17 protein-coding genes are annotated in these 21358 nt (G+C 40.4%); 16 read left to right on the top strand and 1 reads right to left on the bottom strand.

The window, feature by feature from the left end; genetic code table 11:
- Positions 1-230: 230 nt before the first annotated feature.
- From pfkA to AA0Y26_RS16035, 3 genes are all read left to right on the top strand, one after another.
- Entirely contained in the window at positions 231-1190 is a 960-nt protein-coding gene (gene pfkA / locus AA0Y26_RS16045; protein WP_413368257.1) for a 6-phosphofructokinase, read from the top strand.
- Positions 1191-1213: 23 nt separating this feature from the next.
- Positions 1214-2974, top strand: a complete 1761-nt coding sequence (pyk, locus tag AA0Y26_RS16040) for a pyruvate kinase (protein ID WP_413363082.1) — start codon at positions 1214-1216, stop codon at positions 2972-2974.
- 159 nt (positions 2975-3133) lie between these two features.
- Entirely contained in the window at positions 3134-3523 is a 390-nt protein-coding gene (locus AA0Y26_RS16035; RefSeq protein WP_413363081.1) for an FxsA family protein, read from the top strand.
- On the opposite strand, the gene AA0Y26_RS16030 is transcribed toward AA0Y26_RS16035, so the two are convergent.
- The gene (locus tag AA0Y26_RS16030) at positions 3507-4406 is read right to left on the bottom strand and encodes an AI-2E family transporter (RefSeq protein WP_413363080.1); all 900 of its coding nucleotides are present in this window, start codon (positions 4404-4406) and stop codon (positions 3507-3509) included. The genes AA0Y26_RS16035 and AA0Y26_RS16030 overlap by 17 nt on opposite strands.
- A gap of 312 nt (positions 4407-4718) precedes the next feature.
- On the opposite strand from AA0Y26_RS16030, the gene citZ reads away from it, so the two are divergent.
- The 13 genes from citZ to mutM all read left to right on the top strand — a co-directional run bounded on the left by citZ (position 4719) and on the right by mutM (position 21358).
- Positions 4719-5834: a citrate synthase gene (citZ, locus tag AA0Y26_RS16025; protein WP_413363079.1), complete on the top strand. Its 1116-nt coding sequence runs from the start codon at positions 4719-4721 to the stop codon at positions 5832-5834.
- 79 nt (positions 5835-5913) lie between these two features.
- Positions 5914-7176, top strand: a complete 1263-nt coding sequence (gene icd / locus AA0Y26_RS16020) for an NADP-dependent isocitrate dehydrogenase (protein WP_413363078.1) — start codon at positions 5914-5916, stop codon at positions 7174-7176.
- Between the two features lie 762 nt (positions 7177-7938).
- Positions 7939-8877, top strand: a complete 939-nt coding sequence (gene mdh / locus AA0Y26_RS16015) for a malate dehydrogenase (protein WP_413363077.1) — start codon at positions 7939-7941, stop codon at positions 8875-8877.
- 192 nt (positions 8878-9069) lie between these two features.
- Positions 9070-9504, top strand: coding sequence for a MaoC/PaaZ C-terminal domain-containing protein (locus AA0Y26_RS16010; RefSeq protein ID WP_413363076.1), 435 nt, complete (start codon positions 9070-9072; stop codon positions 9502-9504).
- Positions 9505-9549: 45 nt separating this feature from the next.
- Complete coding sequence (locus tag AA0Y26_RS16005) at positions 9550-10260, top strand: response regulator transcription factor (RefSeq protein ID WP_413363075.1); 711 nt, start codon at positions 9550-9552, stop codon at positions 10258-10260.
- The gene (gene pnpS, locus AA0Y26_RS16000; protein WP_413363074.1) at positions 10257-11801 is read left to right on the top strand and encodes a two-component system histidine kinase PnpS; all 1545 of its coding nucleotides are present in this window, start codon (positions 10257-10259) and stop codon (positions 11799-11801) included. Before AA0Y26_RS16005 ends, pnpS begins: the two co-directional genes overlap by 4 nt.
- 370 nt (positions 11802-12171) lie before the next feature.
- Positions 12172-13131, top strand: coding sequence for an FtsH protease activity modulator HflK (gene hflK, locus AA0Y26_RS15995; RefSeq protein ID WP_413363073.1), 960 nt, complete (start codon positions 12172-12174; stop codon positions 13129-13131).
- Positions 13121-14149 carry a protease modulator HflC gene (gene hflC / locus AA0Y26_RS15990; protein ID WP_413363072.1) on the top strand — a complete coding sequence of 343 codons (1029 nt, stop codon included), beginning with the start codon at positions 13121-13123 and terminating at the stop codon, positions 14147-14149. Before hflK ends, hflC begins: the two co-directional genes overlap by 11 nt.
- 182 nt (positions 14150-14331) lie before the next feature.
- On the top strand, positions 14332-15447 hold the full coding sequence (locus tag AA0Y26_RS15985; RefSeq protein WP_413363071.1) for an ATP-grasp domain-containing protein: 1116 nt from the start codon (positions 14332-14334) through the stop codon (positions 15445-15447).
- 12 nt (positions 15448-15459) lie between these two features.
- Positions 15460-17139: a methyl-accepting chemotaxis protein gene (locus AA0Y26_RS15980; protein ID WP_413363070.1), complete on the top strand. Its 1680-nt coding sequence runs from the start codon at positions 15460-15462 to the stop codon at positions 17137-17139.
- 175 nt (positions 17140-17314) lie between these two features.
- Positions 17315-17752, top strand: a complete 438-nt coding sequence (locus tag AA0Y26_RS15975; RefSeq protein WP_413363069.1) for a DNA polymerase I — start codon at positions 17315-17317, stop codon at positions 17750-17752.
- Between the two features lie 93 nt (positions 17753-17845).
- Complete coding sequence (gene polA, locus AA0Y26_RS15970; RefSeq protein ID WP_413363068.1) at positions 17846-20476, top strand: DNA polymerase I; 2631 nt, start codon at positions 17846-17848, stop codon at positions 20474-20476.
- 9 nt (positions 20477-20485) lie between these two features.
- Complete coding sequence (gene mutM / locus AA0Y26_RS15965) at positions 20486-21358, top strand: bifunctional DNA-formamidopyrimidine glycosylase/DNA-(apurinic or apyrimidinic site) lyase (protein ID WP_413363067.1); 873 nt, start codon at positions 20486-20488, stop codon at positions 21356-21358.

Below are 21358 nucleotides of genomic sequence, written 5' to 3'. Positions count from 1 at the left end.
ATAGTAACTAAAGGATGTGAATACGCATCCTTTATTCTTTTTTATTTGGATGAGAAAGCCTCCTTTTTTGTCTTCATAGGTAAAGTCATCGACTCGCGCGTATAGCGCGAGTCATGTTTTTCTAATTTATTTGTAAAAGGAACGTATATTGTTGTGCCTGATACTTACATAGATTGTTCATTCATGTTAATGTTTTACTAGCAAATCATTCTGACAGGAGGATACAGTTGATGAAAAAAATTGCCGTTTTGACAAGTGGTGGCGATGCACCTGGAATGAATGCCGCCATTCGTGCCGTTGTCCGGAAAGCACGCTTTCATGGTGTGGAAGTAGTCGGTGTCTACCACGGCTATGAAGGCTTATATAAAGGAATCTTTGAACCACTGGATTTAGGGGCTGTGGGAGGTATTATTCAACGAGGCGGAACAAAGTTATATTCAGCTCGTTTTCCAGAGTTCAAGGAAGATGTATATCAAATAAAAGCGATTGAAAATATGCGCGAGCAAGGCATTGAAGGGTTAGTTGTCATTGGTGGCGATGGCTCATACCGCGGGGCCATGCAGTTGACGGAAAAAGGGTTTCCTTGTGTAGGGATTCCGGGTACAATCGATAATGACATTGCAGGAACTGAATATACAATTGGTTTTGATACTGCTCTCAATACTGTTATTGAAGCAATCGATAAAATTCGCGATACGGCAACAAGCCATGAAAACACATTTATTGTAGAAGTTATGGGGCGTGCTGCAGGGGATATAGCCTTATGGGCAGGGCTGGCAGCCGGTGCTGAATCAGTTTTAATACCAGAAGAAGAATATAATCTGGAGGAAGTCGTTTCTCGTCTTGAGCGCGGGGCAGCCCGCAGCAAAAGACATAGCATTATAATAGTGGCAGAGGGTGTAATGCCTGGACATAAGTTAGCTAAAATTCTTGAGGAAAAAACAGGTGTTCAAATACGTGTTTCAGTGCTTGGGCACATTCAGCGCGGCGGCGCACCGTCAGCACAGGACAGGGTTCTTGCTGGACGCCTTGGAGCAAAAGCGGTGGAAGTCTTGTTAGAAGGACGTAGTGGACGGGCTGTCGGTATTAGAAACCATACAGTAGTTGATTATGAGTTGAGGGAAGCATATGAGGGTAATCATAAGGCAGACCTGAGTTTATATACATTATCAAAAGAATTGTCTATCTAAGATGAAAACGGAGCGGATGTTATATGAGAAAAACAAAAATTGTTTGTACTATTGGACCAGCTAGTGAATCACCAGAAATACTTGAACAGCTGATTGAAGCAGGAATGAATGTAGCGCGCCTGAATTTTTCACATGGCTCGCATGAAGAGCATGCTATTCGGATTGCTGCCATTCGTGATGCAGCAGAGAAGGTAGGAAAACCAGTAGGGATTCTGTTAGATACAAAGGGGCCGGAAATCCGTACGCATACAATGGAAAATGGGGAGCTTCATCTTGTCACAGGACAAGTAATCGATATTTCTATGACAGAAGTAGTCGGTAATGAAAATGTATTTTCGGTAACATATGAGCAATTAATTGAAGATGTAGACCAAAACAATATCATTTTACTGGATGACGGATTAATCGAGCTTCGTGTACTAGCAAAAGATTTAGATCGTGGACTTATCCATACGATTGTAGAAAATGCAGGCGTTTTGAAAAATAAAAAAGGTGTAAATGTGCCGGGTGTTTCGATTAAGTTACCAGGTATTACTGAAAAGGATGCACAGGATATCCTCTTTGGTATTGACCAAGGGGTTGATTTTATTGCGGCATCATTCGTTCGTACGGCGAAGGATGTATTGGAAATCCGTGAATTATTAGAACAAAATAATGGTTCGCATATTCAGATCATCCCAAAAATCGAGAACCAAGAAGGTGTAGACAATATTGATGCGATCATTGAGGTATCTGATGGCTTGATGGTAGCAAGGGGCGATCTTGGAGTGGAAATTCCGGCAGAAGAAGTACCGCTTGTGCAAAAATCCTTAATTAAAAAATGTAATCAAGTAGGTAAGCCGGTTATTACGGCAACTCAAATGCTGGATTCTATGCAGCGTAATCCTCGCCCGACGCGTGCAGAAGCATCGGACGTAGCGAATGCTATTATGGATGGTACGGATGCTATCATGCTTTCTGGAGAGACAGCAGCAGGCCTTTATCCGCTTGAATCTGTTCAGACAATGTATAAAATTGCTGAGCGCACAGAGCAGGCTTTGGATTATCGCCAAATTGTATCCCAACGCAGCCGTGAAAAAGAAGCGAATATGACGGAAGCTATTTCACAAGCTGTAGCATATACTTCCATCAACTTGAATGTAAAAGCAGTCCTTGCACCGACTGAAAGTGGCAACACAGCGAAAATGATTGCAAAATATCGCCCAGGCGTACCGATTGTAGCAGTTACAGGTTCGGTAAACACAGCTCAAATGCTAACGCTAGTATGGGGTGTTCAACCAATCGTATGCAACCGTGTACAGACAACAGATGAAATTTTAGAGCTTGCTGTAGACGAGTCATTGAAGCACGAATATGTGAACCATGGTGATGTAGTTGTCATCACGGCAGGAGTACCTGTTGGCGAGGCAGGTACGACGAATCTGATGAAAGTTCATGTTATAGGCGATCTTCTAGCTCGCGGGCAAGGCGTTGGCAAAGCATCGGTTGTAGGACATGCTGTAGTAGCAAAAAATGCGGGTGAAGCATTGGCTTATGAAACAGAAGGCTGTATTTTAGTAACAGTAGGTTCGGATCGAGAGATGATGCCAGCGATTGAAAAATGTGCGGGGATTATCGCAGAAGAAGGCGGATTGACAAGTCATGCAGCTGTCGTAGGCTTGAGTCTAGGCATTCCGGTGATTGTTGGAGTAAAGGAAGCTACAACACTTATCCGCCACGGACAAGAAATTACGATGGATGCAGAAACAGGTGTCATCTATAAAGGACACGCTAGCGTTCTATAAGCGAGCAGAAGGACAAAATCACAACAAGTAGATTTTGTCCTTTTTGCTTATATTCATTTATAGAAGTGAAAGGCAGAAGTTTTCAGGCATGGAGCTGGAGTGTTTGTTTATCATGAAACTTTTTAACTGTTGGCTCGTATATAGTAGGGGGTGAAGAAAATGAGAAATCTCTTTTTAATGTTCATTGCTTTTATATTAGCGGAAATTACAGCAATAATTTTGGTAGGGAATTGGCTTGGTGTATTCCCGACATTGCTGCTGCTGATCGCTACAAGCGCACTCGGCGTGTACTTGCTAAAAAAACGAGGCACCCAATCTTTGAAGGAAATTCAGTCTTCAATTGCTAACGGACAACCCCCTGGTGTTGCGCTTATGGAAGCATTTATGATGTTCGTAGGGGCTGTCCTGCTTATACTGCCTGGTTTTTTATCAGATGTTTTCGGATTGTTGATGTTTACATCTGCAACACGTAGCCTCTTTAAACCATTAATTTTTATGTGGCTGCGCAAAAAAATGAAAAACCAACAAACGATTATCGTGCAAAGATAGATTTTTCCTTGAGCTTTACGGCAAGCAATAGCAAGAATGGGCTAAGTAGAATGCCATAAAAGCCGAATAATAAAACAGAGGCAGCGCTGATGAAGAATGTATGGATTGTCCGCACATGGAATGTGGACGCCCATAGATACGATTCGGTTAGCTGTCTTGTTGTTTGAATAAAGATATACAAAATGATAATCGCGATACATAATATGATTTCCTCAACTACATAGAAATAAATAGCTAACGGAATAAGTACCAAACCGATACCGAAGAACGGCAGGCAATCTGCCAGCGCAATGAAAAATGCCTTTTGCCACGGGTAAGTGAAACCGAGCAGCCAAAAGCCAAGTACGAGCAGGAGGAATGTTACCAGCAGCAGCCGAAGCTCTACATATAAAAAAGTAGTGAATAGGTGCATAGCACGCTCGAAATAGCTTTTCCAAGTTTTTCGCACCGATTTCGGTGTATAGATGAAAAACCAGTAGCGGTCTCTTTTACTTTCAAACAAGGAAAAGTAAAAGGCCATAATAAAAATAATCACTTCAAACAAATAGCTGAAAAGTTCTTTTGTTAAATTAATGCCAACAGAAGCTATTTGATCCACAGCTGATAGAGCAGCTTCCATCATTGCCTGTAAAATAGGATGTGAAAAAATGTCGCTATTCACAAGCTCCCGAATTTGCGGAAATACAACCATAAAACTATCGATGATAAAGTGAATAAATAAATATGAAGCGTAGAAAAAAGAGATAGTTGTTAAAAATACTACAAGGAAATATGGTATTCGTAACTTTTTATAAAAGAAGAGAAGGAATGGATGGAATAAAGTAGCGAAAAATATACCGAGTGTGATAGGAGAAACGATGATCATGAGTAATAAGTATAACAAAAGAAGTGCAACTTTCTTAGTACTTTCGTAGGAAAAATTGAATAAATTATTCATTTGAAAACGGCTCACCCCTATTTTATGCAATGTATATCTCGTTTGAATCTCGATTTTCTCTATAAAGCACTATTTTTATATGTCATGCGCGATTTTCTTAAATTCGTCGCTTTTCATTCACAAAGCCGTCAAAATTGATTATAATGGTACATGTAAGCGATTTACTTATAGGTTCATTGAGCAGAACTATAGGTGCTTTTATCTTATAAAAAAAGAAAGCACTTACAAAACAACTATATCATGAAGGAGCGATTTACTATGTCAACAACTAAAGGCTTAGAGGGCATCGTAGCAGCGGAGTCAAAAATCAGTTCAATCATCGATGACACACTTACATATGTAGGTTACAACATCGACGATTTAACAAACAACGCATCTTTTGAAGAAATTATCTACTTATTATGGCATACTCGTTTACCAAAAGAGGACGAGCTTGCTGAGTTAAAACAACAATTAGCAGATAATATGGAAGTGCCGGCTGCGATTTATGACCTATTCAAATCTATGCCGCTTAACACAGTACATCCAATGGCTGCATTGCGTACGGCTGTATCAATGCTTGGTACATTTGATGAAGAAGCTGATGTTATGGAACCAGAAGCAAACTACCGTAAAGCAATTCGTTTACAAGCGAAAATTGCTGCTGTAGTAACTGCTTTCGCTCGTATCCGTAAAGGCTTAGAACCAATAGCTCCAAAACCAGAATTAGGTTATGCAGCTAATTTCCTATACATGTTATCTGGTGAAGAGCCAGAAGCAATCGCAATTGAAGCATTCGATAAAGCGTTAATTTTACACGCTGACCACGAATTAAACGCTTCTACATTTACAGCTCGTGTATGTGTAGCAACATTATCTGACGTATACTCTGGCGTAACTGCTGCAATTGGCGCATTAAAAGGTCCATTACACGGCGGTGCCAACGAGCAAGTTATGAAGATGTTATCAGAAATCGGTTCAATCGATAACGTAGAATCTTACATCCAAGGTAAACTTGATAACAAAGAGAAAATCATGGGATTCGGTCACCGCGTATACCGCAAAGGCGACCCACGTGCACCACACTTACGTGAAATGTCTCAAAAATTGACTGCTTTAACTGGTAAACCAGAACTATACGAAATGTCAGTGAAAATCCACGACATGATCGTAGAACAAAAAGGTCTTCCAGCGAACGTAGACTTCTTCTCAGCATCAGTTTATGATTCTTTAGGTATTGAACATGACTTATTCACACCAATCTTCGCAGTATCTCGTACTTCAGGTTGGGTAGCACATATCCTTGAGCAATATGCTAATAACCGCTTGATCCGTCCACGTGCAGAATATGTTGGACCAGGAATGCAAAAATACGTTCCAATCAACGAGCGCTAATTTAGAAAATATGCTAAACTAATCTAGGACTGTGTGCTTTACGCAGTCCTAGATTTTCGAATATAGGAGGCAAATATTCATGACGAACAAAATCGTAGTAGAAAACGGCGTTTTAAACGTGCCAAACAATCCTGTGATCCCTTTCATCGAGGGTGACGGTATTGGTCCAGATATCTGGGCAGCAGCTTCTCGTGTTATCGATTCAGCTGTAGAAAAAGCTTACAATGGTGAAAAGAAAATCGAATGGTTAGAAGTTTTAGCTGGTGAAAAAGCATTCAACCAAACTGGTGAATGGTTACCACAAGAAACTTTAGATAAAATCAACGAATACTTAATCGCAATTAAAGGTCCTTTAACAACTCCAATCGGTGGCGGTATCCGTTCCCTAAACGTAGCATTACGTCAAGAACTTGACCTATATGTATGCTTACGTCCAGTACGTCACTTTGACGGTGTACCTTCTCCAGTTAAACGTCCAGAAGATGTTGAAATGGTTATCTTCCGTGAAAACACAGAAGATATCTATGCAGGTATCGAATACAAAGCTGGTTCAGATGAGCAAAAGAAATTATTAAATTTCTTACAAACTGAGCTTGGCGTTAACAAAATCCGTTTCCCAGAAACTTCTGGTTTAGGTATTAAACCAGTATCTCAAGAAGGTACTGAGCGCTTAGTTCGTGCTGCAATTGAGTACGCAATCAAGCACAACAAACCAACTGTTACTTTAGTACACAAAGGTAACATCATGAAGTTCACAGAAGGCGGCTTCAAAACTTGGGGTTACGATTTAGCTGAAAAAGAATTCGGCGACAAAGTATTCACTTGGAACCAATACGATGCAATCAAAGCTGAGCAAGGCGAAGCTGCTGCTAACGAAGCACAATCAAAAGCTGTTGCAGAAGGCAAAATCATCGTAAAAGATTCTATCGCTGATATCTTCTTACAACAAATCTTAACTCGTCCAACTGAGTTCGATGTAGTAGCTACAATGAACTTAAACGGTGACTACATTTCTGATGCATTAGCTGCACAAGTTGGTGGTATCGGTATCGCTCCAGGTGCTAACATTAACTACGTAACTGGTCATGCGATCTTCGAAGCTACTCACGGTACAGCTCCAAAATATGCAGGTCAAGATAAAGTAAACCCATCTTCAGTTTTACTTTCAGGCGTATTAATGCTTGAGCACCTTGGCTGGCAAGAAGCTGCTGACATGATCACTAAATCTGTAGAGAAAACAATCTCTTCTAAGTATGTAACTTATGACTTCGCTCGTTTAATGGACGGCGCTACAGAAGTGAAATGTTCAGAGTTCGCTAACAAATTAATCGAAAACCTGTAATTCATTGATTTTCCATGTAATTACATGTGAATTTCATCACAAATTACTTAATTTTGGATAATTATTGATGAATCTATTCATATAGACAGCAAGGCCTGTCTATAAAGGATAGAAAATATCAAAGCATTATAAAAAGAGGGAAGAGACTAGTCTCTTCCCTCTTTTTTGTGGGATAAGAAGTATAGATTTGCTAAGGTAGAGAGATTTGAACATGTACATCAACATCCTTAGTGCGATGAAAGCATCGTTGACATCCGTAAAGTTCATGCTTTAGGAAAAGAGATGTTAGTCAGGAAGACGTAATTGATGACGTAATGATTTCAGTCTTCGGTCGGCAAATATCTTGATAGTCGGTTCCAGCGTTTTCCTGCCAGAAAATGTGGCGAATATTGGTAGAGTAAAGGCCAAGTATTGAATCAATTGAATGAATGCACTACACTAAAGGCAGAAGTTGTTCTTTGAAAAAGAAGAGGCGGGATTCTAGTAGAAAGCTTTCTACATAAAAAAAACCTTCTCTTTTTTCACACGATTCGTAAGCGTAAAAATGAGTAGAATAAAACGTGTGACGGATCAATGTTCAAGATTACGATGCAAGAGGCCTAAAGCAGCTGGCTGTTCTGCTAGCCGTCATTATGACGGGCTGACCTATTAAGAAGCTGGTAAATATACTGGTCTTCACAGGAACCACCCGCTTTAATGGTTGAGTAGAGAATAAAGCGGGAAAGTGTAAAACCTATACCTTAAATAAAGGAGCGTATTCAAATGGCTTTGAAACGTAAAAAGATCTCTGTAATTGGTGGAGGGTTCACTGGAGCTACTGCTGCTTTTCTGGCGGCACAAAAAGAACTTGGTGATGTAGTATTGGTCGATATACCGACAGCTGAAAATCCGACAAAAGGTAAAGCGTTGGATATGTGGGAAGCTGCTCCAGTACAAGGATATGATTCGTATGTGAAAGGTACGTCTGATTATGCCGACACGGCCGATTCTGACGTTGTCATCATTACAGCTGGAGTTGCAAGAAAGCCGGGTATGAGCCGTGATGATTTAGTTCAGATCAACCAAAAAGTAATGATTTCTGTATCTGAGCAGATTGCGAAATATTCGCCTAATGCAATCATCCTAGTCCTAACAAATCCGGTCGATGCAATGACTTACACTGTTTATAAGACTACAGGATTTCCTAAAAACCGCGTAATTGGACAATCTGGTGTCCTAGATACAGCCCGTTTCCGCGCATTCGTTGCTGAAGAGCTGAATATCTCTGTAAAAGACATCACGGGATTCGTATTAGGCGGCCATGGTGATACAATGGTTCCACTCACTCGCTATTCATTTGCTGGCGGTATTCCATTGGAAACATTAATTCCTGCCGATCGGTTAGCTGAAATTGTAGACCGGACACGTAACGGCGGGGCTGAAATCGTTAACCTGCTAGGTAATGGTTCAGCATACTATGCTCCTGCCGCAGCATTAATTGAAATGACTGAAGCAATTATTAAAGATCAAAAACGTATATTACCTTCCATTGCTTATTTAGAAGGTGAATATGGCTATAACAATCTGTATTTAGGAGTACCAACTTTACTAGGTGCTGATGGCATCGAAAAAATCTTTGAACTTGAGTTAAGTGAAAAGGAAAAGGCAGCGTTAGATGTATCTGCGGAAGCAGTGCGGAATGTCATGAAAGTCTTAACTTAAATTTTCTACTGGGAAAAGAGCTGTTTAACAAGCCGTTTTTAAGGGGCTTTGTTGACAGCTTTTTCTTTTAAAATAAGCAGATTTCCATTTTATTTTTAAAAATCAATGGATGATTCATTTGGCTAATTGTACTTTTTTCTAAAACTTGTTACTATGAAAGTAATCTCAGTAGATGAAGGGGTTGCGTAATGTTTGCTGCAAAAGAAAAGCAGGTTAGGAAAAAGGATTGATGAAATACTTGTTGGTGAAAAACTGCATTTGACAGAAACGATTGAGGATAAAGATCTTCTTTTGTATTTAGGACTAACAAATGATAGCAACCCGCTTTATATTCAGCATGAATATGCGGCTGATACACCATTTAAAGCACCAATTGTACCAGCAATCATGTTGAATGGTATTATTACATCTGCCATTTCAAAGCATATGCCGGGCCCTGGCTCACATATCCTGGAACAGCAGCTCACTTTTTTAAAGCCGGCATATCATTACGAGACAATTGATTTTACTCTACAAGTGAATGGCGTAGATGTGGTGAATCACGTAGTGGACGTTGGGGTAAAAGCATTCAACGCAAATAGAGATCCTATTATCGAGGGTGTTGTGAAGGTTAATCCTCCATATTAAAGGGTTTGAAATGGGGGTTTCAGATCATTTTTGGAGGCGTAGTAAATGGCAAAAACAATTTTAGTAGTGGAAGATGAAGTATCGATTGCAACGTTGTTAAAATATAATTTAGAGCAAGCAGGATTTCATGTGCTTCTTGCGCATGATGGGAAAATTGGATTGCAAATGGCAATGAAGGAATCACCGGATTTATTGATCCTTGATTTAATGCTTCCTACATTAGATGGTATGGAAGTGTGTAAGGAGCTGCGTAGTGAAAGAAAGAATATACCGATTATTATGCTGACGGCACGGGATGATGAATTCGATAAAGTGCTGGGCCTGGAGCTTGGGGCAGATGACTACATGACGAAGCCTTTTAGTCCCCGTGAGGTTATTGCACGCGTGAAGGCTGTTCTCCGTAGATTTACACCGTCTCCATTAGAAGAAGAGACTGAAAAATCAGAAGTATCATATGAGTATGGTGATCTAAAGGTATATCCCGACCGATTTGAGGCTTTCCTTGGCGAAGAAACGCTTGAATTTACGCCAAAGGAATTTGAACTGCTTGTGTACTTACTGGAAAATAAGAATCGGGTATTGACTCGTGATCAGCTGCTTAGTGCTGTATGGAACTATGATTTTGCCGGTGATACACGAATTGTAGATGTGCATATTAGTCATCTGCGTGAAAAAATTGAAGAAAATAGCCGAAAACCTATCTTCATTAAAACAATACGAGGGCTAGGCTATAAATTCGAGGAGCCGAAAAAATGAAAAAATCGATGAGCAATGGCTTGTTTTTTTCATTTGTTTGTTTAGTAGGTATCATATTAGCTGTCCTAGGCTTTGTAATAGGTCAGCTTTTTCCTTTTTATGCCGAATCTTATATTAATGAAAATACAGAGCAGGCCCAGCAGCGGATGCTGGACGTAATTGAAGAACGGGAAATTGACATCTCTTATTCGCAGGAGCAGGCGCTATTAAAAACACATGGCTTGCAGATCGAAGGCAACTTTATTACGGAAATGAAAGCAAGATTAGCGATTGTATTATTATTTATATTGGCTATTTCATTTTTACTGATCAGCATCGTCACAAAAAAGATGATTCAGAATTTTGTAGAACCAATTGAAAATGTGACAAGGACAGCGCATGAGCTCGCTGTAGGCAATTATCGCGCCAGAGCATTCGCAAATGGCCCCAAAACAGTAGTAGAGCTTCGAAACTCTATCAATATTTTGGCCCGCAACTTGCAGGACATTACAAAAACCCGTGAGATAGAGGAAGAGCGTTTAAAAACATTAATTGAAAATATGGGCAGTGCACTGCTGATGATCGATCGCGGGGGGCACGTATCAATCGTTAATAAAGTATTTTTAGAACGATTTGGCTACCGCTATGATGACGTGCAGGAGAAAAGCTTCCTGTCCCTTAATTTACCCCCTGAGCTGGAATCGTTTATTGATCATGTGTTCCTAACGGAGATGCCGTATCGTAAACAGCTTGAAATGGAAGTACTTCAAGAGATTACTTACAAGCTTGCATATGGGGCCCCTGTAGTAGGGGAGCATGGCCGTTGGTTAGGTGTCGTGATCGTCATGCATGATGTTTCTGAGCTTGTAAGGCTTGAGCAAATTCGAAAAGATTTTGTAGCGAACGTTTCTCACGAGCTGCGAACGCCGATTACTTCTATCAAAGGCTTTTCTGAAACCTTGCTGGACGGTGCATATAAAGATGAAGGAATGGCATTGTCCTTCTTGGAAATTATTCATCAAGAGAGCAATCGCCTGCAGATCCTCATCCAGGATTTATTAGAGCTTTCTAAAATAGAGCAGCATGGCTTCTCTGTAGATATCATTCCTACTCCATTGCAGGAAGTGCTTGTTAGAGCAGCAGATTTAACGGCCCAACGCCTGGAACAGAAGAATATGCAGTTCCGTGTTGATTTTACGAAAGAGATAGTAGTAGAAGGGGATGCCAATCGTCTTATCCAAATTTTCACTAACCTCATCTTTAATGCGATCATGTATTCTTTCGAAGAGACAACCGTTACGATCAGGTTATTCGAAAAGGACAAATGGGGTGTAGTAGAAATTATTGATGAAGGCATTGGTATCAAGAAAAGTGAAATTCCACGAGTATTTGAACGTTTTTATCGGGTAGACCGTGCCCGCAGCCGAGACTCTGGCGGCACTGGCCTTGGCCTTGCGATTGTGAAACACCTTGTAGAAGCTCATCATGGAAAAATACAAGTAGAGAGTGAAGTAGGGAAAGGAACAACAATGCGTGTAATGCTCCCTCTCCATACACCTTAACAAGAAATTTACAATATCGAAACGCTGCATTAAAAGTGAGGGTTTATAGTAATGATTAGAAACCCCCATGTTTCGAATAAATGAAAGTCCTGTGAGTAATCGGGGCTTTTCCCTTCACCCCCCCAAAAAGCATCTTAATACAATGCTTTTTTCTATAGAGCTATTCGGAAAGTGTAAGTTTCCTGAATAGCTCTATTTTTCTTAGACGCGCTCAATAAGAAGTAAGCCGCCGTAATTGTTTTTTCAAACCTCCTTAGTAATAGAGCAGTGTTTTGAAATGTTTTTGCATATTTCCTTTTTTTGATATTTTCGAAACTTTCTCCTAGGAAAGCCCGTATATGTACTATACATAGAAAAAGGGGGTTTCAAAATGAGTGTAAAACGAACACTAATGTGGATCGGGCTGACGCTTTTTGCCGTCCTGGCCATTCTTGCTGTCACTACTTCATGGTATACAGTCGATGAGTCGGAACAGGCGGTTGTCATTACATTCGGCCAGGCGAATGATGTTATTACAGAGCCAGGATTGCATTTCAAACTGCCTTGGCCAATTCAAAAAGCAGAGGTTTTATCTAAGGAAACATATAGCTTAAAGTTTGGATATGAAGAAAAAGAAGATGGGTCTCTCAATACAGTAGGCTCTGATGCGAAAATGATTACGGGAGATGAAAATATCGTCCTGACCGATTTAGTTGTTCAATGGCGTATTGTTGAACCGAAAAAATATTTGTTTAATTCTCAGGATCCGGAAGAAATCTTGCATAGTGCAACTTCGAGCGCTATCCGTTCGGTCATCGGCAGCTCGACAATTGACGACGCCTTAACAGATGGGAAAGCGGATATCGAGGCGCATACGCGAGACTTATTAGTAGATTTACTTAAAAAATATGATATTGGTATTAGCATACTTGGCGTAAAGCTGCAGGATGTAGAGCTGCCAAATAAAGAAGTACGAGCGGCCTTCACTGCCGTAACAGATGCACGTGAAACGAAGAATACAAAGACAAATGAAGCAGAAAAATACCAAAATCAAAAAGAAAGTGAAGCAGAAGGGGAAAAGGCTGCCATCAATTCCCGGGCAGAAGGGGAAAAAACGGCCCGTATTGAACAAGCAAGAGGAGAAGTAGCCGTCTTCAACAAGCTTTACGAACAATATAGAGGAAATCAGGAAATTACGCGTGATCGTCTTGTCATTGAAACGCTTGAAGCAGTATTGCCAAACGCTCAAATTTACATTATGAATGATGACGGGGAGACGCTGAAGTATTTGCCGATTCAGCCGGCCCAAACACAGCCTAAGACAGAAGGGAGCGATACGAATGAGCAATAAAAACCTGGATGAGTTTGTACGTAATCTATTCGGCAGTAAAAATCAGAAACCGCATAATCGAATGGATGATAATGAACAGCAAAATTCAAAGCCAGCTGATCAGCAGACTGTTCCTAAATCTAAAAAGCCGCGGAATGTAAAACAATTGACTACATCTATCGTGGCTGGAGCAGTGATTGTACTTGCGCTTATTATCGCTATCACGAATATCTATGTCGTCAAGGAAAACGAATATAAGGTTGTCCGTCAATTTGGTGAAGTAGTGAAATATCAAAATAAACCAGGCATTCATATGAAAATACCTTTTATTCAGCGCATTGAAACACTACCGAAAAACCTTATGACGTATGATATGACAGAAGAAGAGATTAACACGAAGGATAAAAAACGAATCATTATTGATAATTATGCTGTTTGGCGTGTAGTAGATCCAAAAGCGTTGATTTCCAATGCGCGGACATTACCAAATGCAGAGCGTCGAATGGAAGAGTTTATTTACTCTATTTTACGGACAGAACTAGGTCAATTGGATTATGAGGCCATTATTAATGATGAAAATCCATCTCGTGGTTCTATTAACGATAAGGTAACAGAGCGAGTAAACGAGTTGCTGAAAAATGATAATTACGGGATAGAAGTAGTAGATGTGAGAATTCGACGTACCGACCTTCCTGCAGAAAATGAGCAATCGGTCTATACGCGTATGATTTCCGAACGTGAATCGATTGCCCAGCGTTATTTGTCTGAAGGGGACGCCGATAAAAATCGTATTATGGCTGAGACAGATCAAAAGGTGAAGTCACTGCTGGCAACAGCGAAAAAGGATGCAGCTCTTATTACAGCAGAAGGAGAATCCGAAGCGGCAAAAATTTATAATGAAGCCTTCTCGAAAGATCCAGAATTTTATTCATTATATAGGACGTTAGAATCCTATAAAAAAACAATTGGAGAGGATACGGTCATTATCCTCCCATCTGACTCCCCTTATGCCCGTCTTCTCTCGGGTTATATGGAATAGTTAGCGGTACATGTTAAGGAGACCAAGCGGGTGGACTCGCTTGGTCTTCTTTTTTCTTTAATAATCTGAATAATAGAAAATATCCTGATTTACCTATTTTTATGTATAATATTTGTTGGACTAATAGACATAAAACTGGTAGAAAAAGTGGTTCTATTATACTGAATAGGAGGAATTTTTATATGATATTTTTAGATACTCGGTATGTATCGCCGCTGCTGACTAAAGCACTATCCACAGTCGAGGAAACAATTTTCGATGTGACACATGGCTGTTTTTTATCAGCTGCCCCTAATTTCAAGAAAATGGATGTATGCACGGGGATAATCATGAATGCAGAAATTGGAATGGAAGCCTTGAATGAATTTTTACCAGACCATCACGTAACAAGGATGGCTAACATATTTAAAAATAAAATGGCTTTCCGAAAATTAATTGCCTCAAAATATCCGGATTTTTTCTATCAATCATGCACCTTCCCGGAACTACAGGAAATGAATGCAAAGGAACTGCCATTTCCAATCGTACTAAAGCCAATTGTAGGCTATGGTAGTGAGGGCGTATACAAGCTTAACGACAGCGAGTCATTGGAGCAATTTATACATACATATGAAACGATGGATGCTGCAGAAAATATGCAGTTCATCTTAGAACAATACATTGATGGGAAAGAGTTCGCCGTAGATTTTTATTTTGATGAAAAGGGCGAACCGGTCATTCTGAATATTTTCGCAAGGAAGTTTAAGGATAGCAATGATGTAGGGGATCGGATTTACTATACGAGTAAGGATGTTCTAGCTACATACATGAATCCATTCACTCAGTATTTAAAAGACTTTGGAGAAAGTTTTCATTTGAAAATGATGCCCCTCCATATCGAACTCCGAGTGAATACTGCACAGAAAATTATCCCGATTGAAGTGAATCCGTTACGCTTTGCTGGTGAAGGAACAACTGAGCTGGGTTACTTTGCCTACGGTGTTAACCCATATGAACATTATTTCAATCGAAGCAAGCCTGCTTGGGACAAAATTATCGAAGCGATGGATGATGCTGTCTATAACTTTACATGTGCTGAAATGGATAAAGGGGTTGAACCAGCACAAATAGAAGCAATTGACCATCACTCCCTAAAAAAGGAGTTCAAGGAAATATTGGATTACCGCATGCTTCCGTTGGACGGCCGGGCTACTTTTGCTGTTGTCTTTTTCAAGAGTGAAAGTGAAGAAGAGCATGATCATATCTTAAGCTTGGATTTCATGAAATTCATTACCCATAAACAATATCAATTACAGTAAGGGGAAAAGATTATGAAGAAAATTAAATCTATCCGAGTAAAAATTTTAGCAGGTGTCATTATTCCGCTTGTGTTAGCCAGTATTGTATTCGGAATAGTCTTAACCTATATTACAACAACGCTTATTCAAGACCATGTAGTCCCTCAATATGAGAAGAGCTTAGAGTTAATGCTTGAAAAATATAGCTCTCTTGTAGATGAAGATTTAGTAGAAGATGCAAAAGAAGAGGAAAGTGCTTATGAAGAGCTGAAGCTGATTACAGATGAGTTCCAACAGGAATTTGATCTGGAAAATGTATATATCATGAGTAAAGTTGATGGAGAGGAAGTCATTCTTGTGCTAGGAGGAGCAGATGAACATTTAGCACCTCTTGCATTTACGAAGGATCAGGCTGATGCACTGACTACAGAAGAAATGATTACGAGTGAAATTTACGAGGATGATTACGGCAATCATCTATCTGCATTCATTCAAGTACCAGGTACAGATTCAGTACTGGGCCTTGACGCAGATGCGGATTTTATTCTTAGCCTTAAAGGGAAAATGATGATGATGATGATGGCCATATTAGCAGGAGCTATCCTTATCGGAGTAGTAATTGCTATTATGGTTTCGCGGAATATTAATACACCGCTTAATCGACTGCTGAAGCATACACAGAAAATTGCACAAGGCGATTTGACGGAAGAATTCACAGTGAATAGTGAAGATGAAATCGGCAAGCTGAGCATGAGCTTCCGAAATATGCAAGTTCAATTAAAAGAAACATTATCACATGTTTCCACAACTTCAGAACATGTACAGCTAGGTGCAACGAACTTATCCGAAAGTCTTGAACAGTTAACGGTTACATCTAATCAAGTGTCTGACAAAATAACAGAGATTGCGGCTTCTACAGAATTCATCTCTTCAGGGGCAAATCAAAACCAAAGCGCAATCGTAAATATTTCAGAGCAGATTAATGAAATTTCTACAGCAACAAATCATGTATCCGAAAAGGCTTATGAAGCAACGAAGGCAGCATCTATTGGAAATGAGGCAATCCAGCAGTCAGTAACAGGAATTCGTACAATTGATGAATCGGCTAGAGCTTCACTTGTCATTACGGAGAAAATGAACAACAAGTCAATGGAAGTAAGTGAAATAACAAAAATCATTTCAAACATCGCGGGACAAATCAATCTGCTTGCCTTAAACGCAGCAATCGAGGCAGCTCGTGCTGGGGAGTATGGAAAAGGGTTTGCTGTTGTGGCAGACGAAATCCGTTCTCTTGCTGAACAGTCCTCAAAATCAGCGAGCGATATTTCTAAGTTGATTACAGAAATGCGCGTAGACTCAGATGAATCATTAGAGGCCATTTCGAATGTTGTGGAAAAGATTGATGGTGAAAGTGATACAATTTATTCGGCTGGAGAGACCTTTACACAAATTGTCGGGTTGATTGAAAATATGAATGATGAAATTCAATCCATTACTGCAACAGTTGAAGAGATTGCAGCAAGCTCCAGTGAAGTGATTCATACAACAAATATGACAGTGAATCACTTGCAGGATTCATCTGAACATGCACAGGGAATCGTTGCATCTGTAGAGGAGCAAACGGCTTCTACAGAGGAAATGTTTAGTATTGCCACGCAATTAAATGAAATGGCTAATACGCTAAACGAGCAAATGACGAAGTTTAAATTATAAATATAAAACTAGTTTTCAAAATATATAGCAATATGTTACAGAGAAAACAACGAGAGTACGGGGGATTTCCCTGTACTCTCATTTTTTTCCTTCAATAAATAGACAAATTTCCTCTTAAAATATCAGAAAAATCTTGTTATACTAGATTGCAGAGATGAAATTGGGGGAATAAACGTTGAGCAAGATTTTTCAAAACATATTGCTGTCGTTCGCCATGGCCGCTTCAGTCAGTGCTTGGTATAGTCAAGCTGACTTTAGCATAATGAATATCAAGATTTTTGCTGTCCCGGTATTCTTTATTGTCGTATTTGGTTTAAGTCTCGTGATTGCGGAGGATGTGCGAAATTCCTTCAAAAAGGTATTATGGTTTGAAAAAAGAAAAGACAAGCGTCCAATCTGGCAAGTAGGAATTGGAATGATTTTCTTCTTTACACAAATCGGTTTTGTTGAAACATTTGCCCGTGGATTGATGCCGTTTGATTTAGGCGGTATGCCTTTATATATCGTATTTTCATTTATGAATGCTTTCTTGTTAACGGTCATCTATGAAGAAGTTTTCTATGTAGAAGAGCAGAAAGCAGCCGAGCAGTATAAATTTAAAAAATTAAAGTAAGATGTTTGCCTTCGAGCACACATCTTTTTTTATTTTTAAAAACCGTACATATGTTTTACAATAGAGAAGAGATGAATTAACGGAGGAGATACGATGACAAAGGAGAAAGTACTTCTTTTAGACGGCAACAGTTTAGCATACCGTGCCTTTTTTGCCTTGCCGCCTCTAACGAGTGAACAGGGCGTCCACACGAATGCAACATATGGCTTTACAATGATGCTTCAAAAAATTGTGGAGGAGGAAAAGCCGACAAAAATGCTTGTAGCATTTGATGCAGGAAAAACAACTTTCCGGCATGAATCATATGGTGAGTATAAAGGAGGGCGCCAAAAAACGCCTCCTGAATTGTCGGAGCAGTTTCCATACATTCGCAAGCTGATTGATGCATATAACATTAAGCGGTATGAATTGCCGATGTATGAAGCAGATGACATCATCGGAACGCTTGCTAAGCAGGCTGTACAGGATGAAATGGACGTCGTGATCGTATCTGGAGATAAAGACTTGACGCAGCTTGCGGATCATCATATTACCGTCTATGTGACACGCAAGGGAATTACGGATATTGAGAAATACACACCGGCACATATCGAAGAAAAGTACGGACTTGCACCTCATCAAATTATCGATATGAAAGGGTTGATGGGTGATTCTTCTGATAACATTCCAGGTGTTCCAGGTGTCGGAGAAAAGACGGCAATCAAGCTATTAAAGGAATACGGTTCCGTAGAAGCGCTGTATGAAGCAATTGATAATATGAAGGCTTCAAAAATGAAGGAGAAGCTTGTTGCAAATGAAGAGCAGGCGCATATGTCTAAAAAGCTGGCAACGATTTATACTGAGGCGCCAATCGACATTCACCTTGGGGACATTTCCTATTCAGGTCCGAATGAAGAAGAGCTCCTGTCGCTTTGGCGTGAACTAGGCTTCAAGTCACTAATTGAAAAAAGTGATTTTACTGAGGCAGCAAAAGAGCAAGAAGCGATTGAGGTGGAGATTGTTGAAGAAGTAATGCCACACATGCTTGCTGATAAAATGGCTGTCCATGTAGAACTTGAAAATGATCATTATCATGATTGTGAAGCGATTGGCATAGCGCTGACAGATGGCGCACGGACAATATATATACCGGGCAGTCATGCATTTACGAATGAAGTGCTGAAATCATGGCTGGAAGATGAGACAAAGCAAAAACTAATGGCAGACAGCAAAGCGGCGCAGGCAATGCTGCAACGCAAGGGAATCGAACTGCAGGGCGTCACGTTTGATCTGGGTCTTGCTGGTTATATTGCAGATCCTTCTATTTCGGGAGACGATGTACAAGCATTGGCGAAGGAGTTCGGTTATACAGATGTGCAGTCGAACGATGCAGTGTACGGAAAAGGGGCAAAATGGACACGGCCTGATGAAAAGGATATTGCTGACCATGTGGCACGAAAAGCCCTGGCTGTTTTTGCTCTGGAACCTGTGCTTGAAGAAAAGCTGAAGGAAAATGAACAGTTCGAGCTATATAAAAATCTAGAGCTGCCGCTTGCCCGTATTCTTGGGAAAATGGAGTCAGAAGGAATAACTGTTCATATCGATGCACTGGAAGAAATGGGCAATGAGCTGACACAGAAACTGGATATTATCGAAACTACGATTTATGATCTTGCAGGAGAGAAATTTAATATTAATTCTCCGAAACAATTAGGGGTTATCCTGTTTGAAAAGTTAGGCTTGCCGGCCATTAAAAAGACGAAGACGGGTTATTCAACAGCGGCAGATGTATTGGAAAAATTACAGTCCAAGCATGTTGTCGTCAAGCATATTTTGGATTACCGTATGCTGTCGAAGCTAAAATCAACGTATATCGACGGGCTAATTAAAGTCGTGCACGATGATGACTCTAAAGTGCATACACGGTACCAGCAGGCCCTTACCGCAACGGGCCGTTTAAGTTCAACGGACCCGAACCTGCAAAACATCCCAATCCGGCTGGAGGAGGGACGGAAAATCCGAAAAGCATTTGTCCCATCGAAACCAGACTGGATTTTATTTGCAGCCGATTATTCACAAATCGAACTTCGTGTATTAGCTCATATGTGCGGCGATGAGGTCCTTGTAGAAGCGTTCCGTGAAGGAATGGATATTCATACACGTACAGCGATGAATGTGTTTGGGGTCGAATCACCGGAAGAAGTCACATCGAACATGCGCCGTACAGCGAAAGCAGTTAATTTTGGTATCGTGTATGGCATCAGTGATTACGGTTTATCGCAAAGTCTTGATATTACTCGAAAAGAGGCTGCTACATTTATTGAAAATTATTTGGCAAGCTTCCCAGGGGTTAAGGGTTATATGGACTCTATTATAAAAGAGGCGAAGAAGCAGGGATATGTGACAACGATTTTGAATCGTCGACGCTACCTTCCTGAGATTAACAGTTCAAACTTCAATCTGCGCAGTTTTGCTGAGCGTACAGCTATGAATACACCAATTCAGGGAAGTGCTGCAGATATTATAAAAAAGGCTATGATTGATATGGATGCACGTTTAAAAGCGGAAGGCCTGCAGACGAAACTATTGTTACAGGTACATGATGAATTGATTTTTGAAGCACCACAGGAAGAAGTGGAAATATTAGAACGCATTGTACCGGAAGTGATGGAAAATGCAATTGAGTTAAAAGTCCCGCTGAAAGTGGACTTTTCCTACGGTCCGACTTGGTACGATGCAAAGTAAGGAGTAGCTATGCCAGAATTACCAGAAGTTGAAGGTGTCGTAAGAGATTTGAAGCCTCTTGTAGAAGGAAAAACGATTGACAGTGTAATGTTGTCGGAGATCGTTTATAACGGAGCAGCACAAGGGAAGCAGTGTATTGTGAAAAATGGCAACCCCTCCGACTTTGAACTTGTTGTATCGGGAATGAAAATTACACAGATTACACGTCGGTCAAAATATATTTTCTTCCATCTTGAAAAAGGCGGCGAAGAATTTTTGCTGGTCAGCCATCTCGGTATGTCAGGTGCTTGGTTTGTCGTAAAAGAGATAGAGGAAATTACCGAACCGAAGTTCCGCAAGCATGTGCATGCAATCTTCACTTTGAATACAGGTGAATTGCTTGTTTATTCGGACATACGCCGGTTCGGTGAGCTTCGTTTTTTAAAAGAAGCAGCCGATCATCCACCGTTGCTGCAGATGGCGCCGGAGCCTTTTGATGACGGAGCATGCGAGCATTTCCTGGAAAAGAGCGAGCTGCCAAAATATGCAAACAAGCCAATTAAAGAAGTGATAATGGATGGTCATGTCATTTCCGGCTGCGGAAATATTTATGCAACGGAAAGTTTATTTGCTATGCAGATCCGGCCAACTAGAAAAACAAGCCAAATCAGCAAAAAACGAAAAATTGAGCTGTTTGAGGCGATCTGCGAGGTACTGAGAGAGAGCATTGAAAATGGCGGGTCGACCATTTCAGATTACAGAAGTGTTAATGGTGGCGCAGGAAGTATGCAGGACCGTTTAAAAATGTACAGTAAAAAAGTCTGTCCGGCTTGTCAGGCGGCTACCAAGGCAGTTGTTATCGCAGGGCGTACATCAACGTACTGTCCAAGTTGTCAAAAATAA

Origin of the sequence: Lysinibacillus canaveralius (assembly GCF_047301505.1) — a bacterium.
GTDB lineage: Bacteria > Bacillota > Bacilli > Bacillales_A > Planococcaceae > Lysinibacillus_B.
Note: the sequence above shows the minus strand (reverse complement) of the source record. Positions and strands in the feature narration are given on the sequence as shown.

Bases quoted from the DNA above. Each gene is read 5' to 3' on its own strand.
- hflC (WP_413363072.1), top strand. From the start codon at position 13,121: ATGAGCAATAAAAACCTGGATGAGTTTGTACGTAATCTATTCGGCAGT.
- mutM (WP_413363067.1), top strand. From the start codon at position 20,486: ATGCCAGAATTACCAGAAGTTGAAGGTGTCGTAAGAGATTTGAAGCCT.
- hflK (WP_413363073.1), top strand. From the start codon at position 12,172: ATGAGTGTAAAACGAACACTAATGTGGATCGGGCTGACGCTTTTTGCC.
- pfkA (WP_413368257.1), top strand. From the start codon at position 231: ATGAAAAAAATTGCCGTTTTGACAAGTGGTGGCGATGCACCTGGAATG.
- pnpS (WP_413363074.1), top strand. From the start codon at position 10,257: ATGAAAAAATCGATGAGCAATGGCTTGTTTTTTTCATTTGTTTGTTTA.
- AA0Y26_RS16005 (WP_413363075.1), top strand. From the start codon at position 9,550: ATGGCAAAAACAATTTTAGTAGTGGAAGATGAAGTATCGATTGCAACG.
- polA (WP_413363068.1), top strand. From the start codon at position 17,846: ATGACAAAGGAGAAAGTACTTCTTTTAGACGGCAACAGTTTAGCATAC.
- AA0Y26_RS16035 (WP_413363081.1), top strand. From the start codon at position 3,134: ATGAGAAATCTCTTTTTAATGTTCATTGCTTTTATATTAGCGGAAATT.
- icd (WP_413363078.1), top strand. From the start codon at position 5,914: ATGACGAACAAAATCGTAGTAGAAAACGGCGTTTTAAACGTGCCAAAC.
- mdh (WP_413363077.1), top strand. From the start codon at position 7,939: ATGGCTTTGAAACGTAAAAAGATCTCTGTAATTGGTGGAGGGTTCACT.
- pyk (WP_413363082.1), top strand. From the start codon at position 1,214: ATGAGAAAAACAAAAATTGTTTGTACTATTGGACCAGCTAGTGAATCA.
- citZ (WP_413363079.1), top strand. From the start codon at position 4,719: ATGTCAACAACTAAAGGCTTAGAGGGCATCGTAGCAGCGGAGTCAAAA.
- AA0Y26_RS15980 (WP_413363070.1), top strand. From the start codon at position 15,460: ATGAAGAAAATTAAATCTATCCGAGTAAAAATTTTAGCAGGTGTCATT.
- AA0Y26_RS15985 (WP_413363071.1), top strand. From the start codon at position 14,332: ATGATATTTTTAGATACTCGGTATGTATCGCCGCTGCTGACTAAAGCA.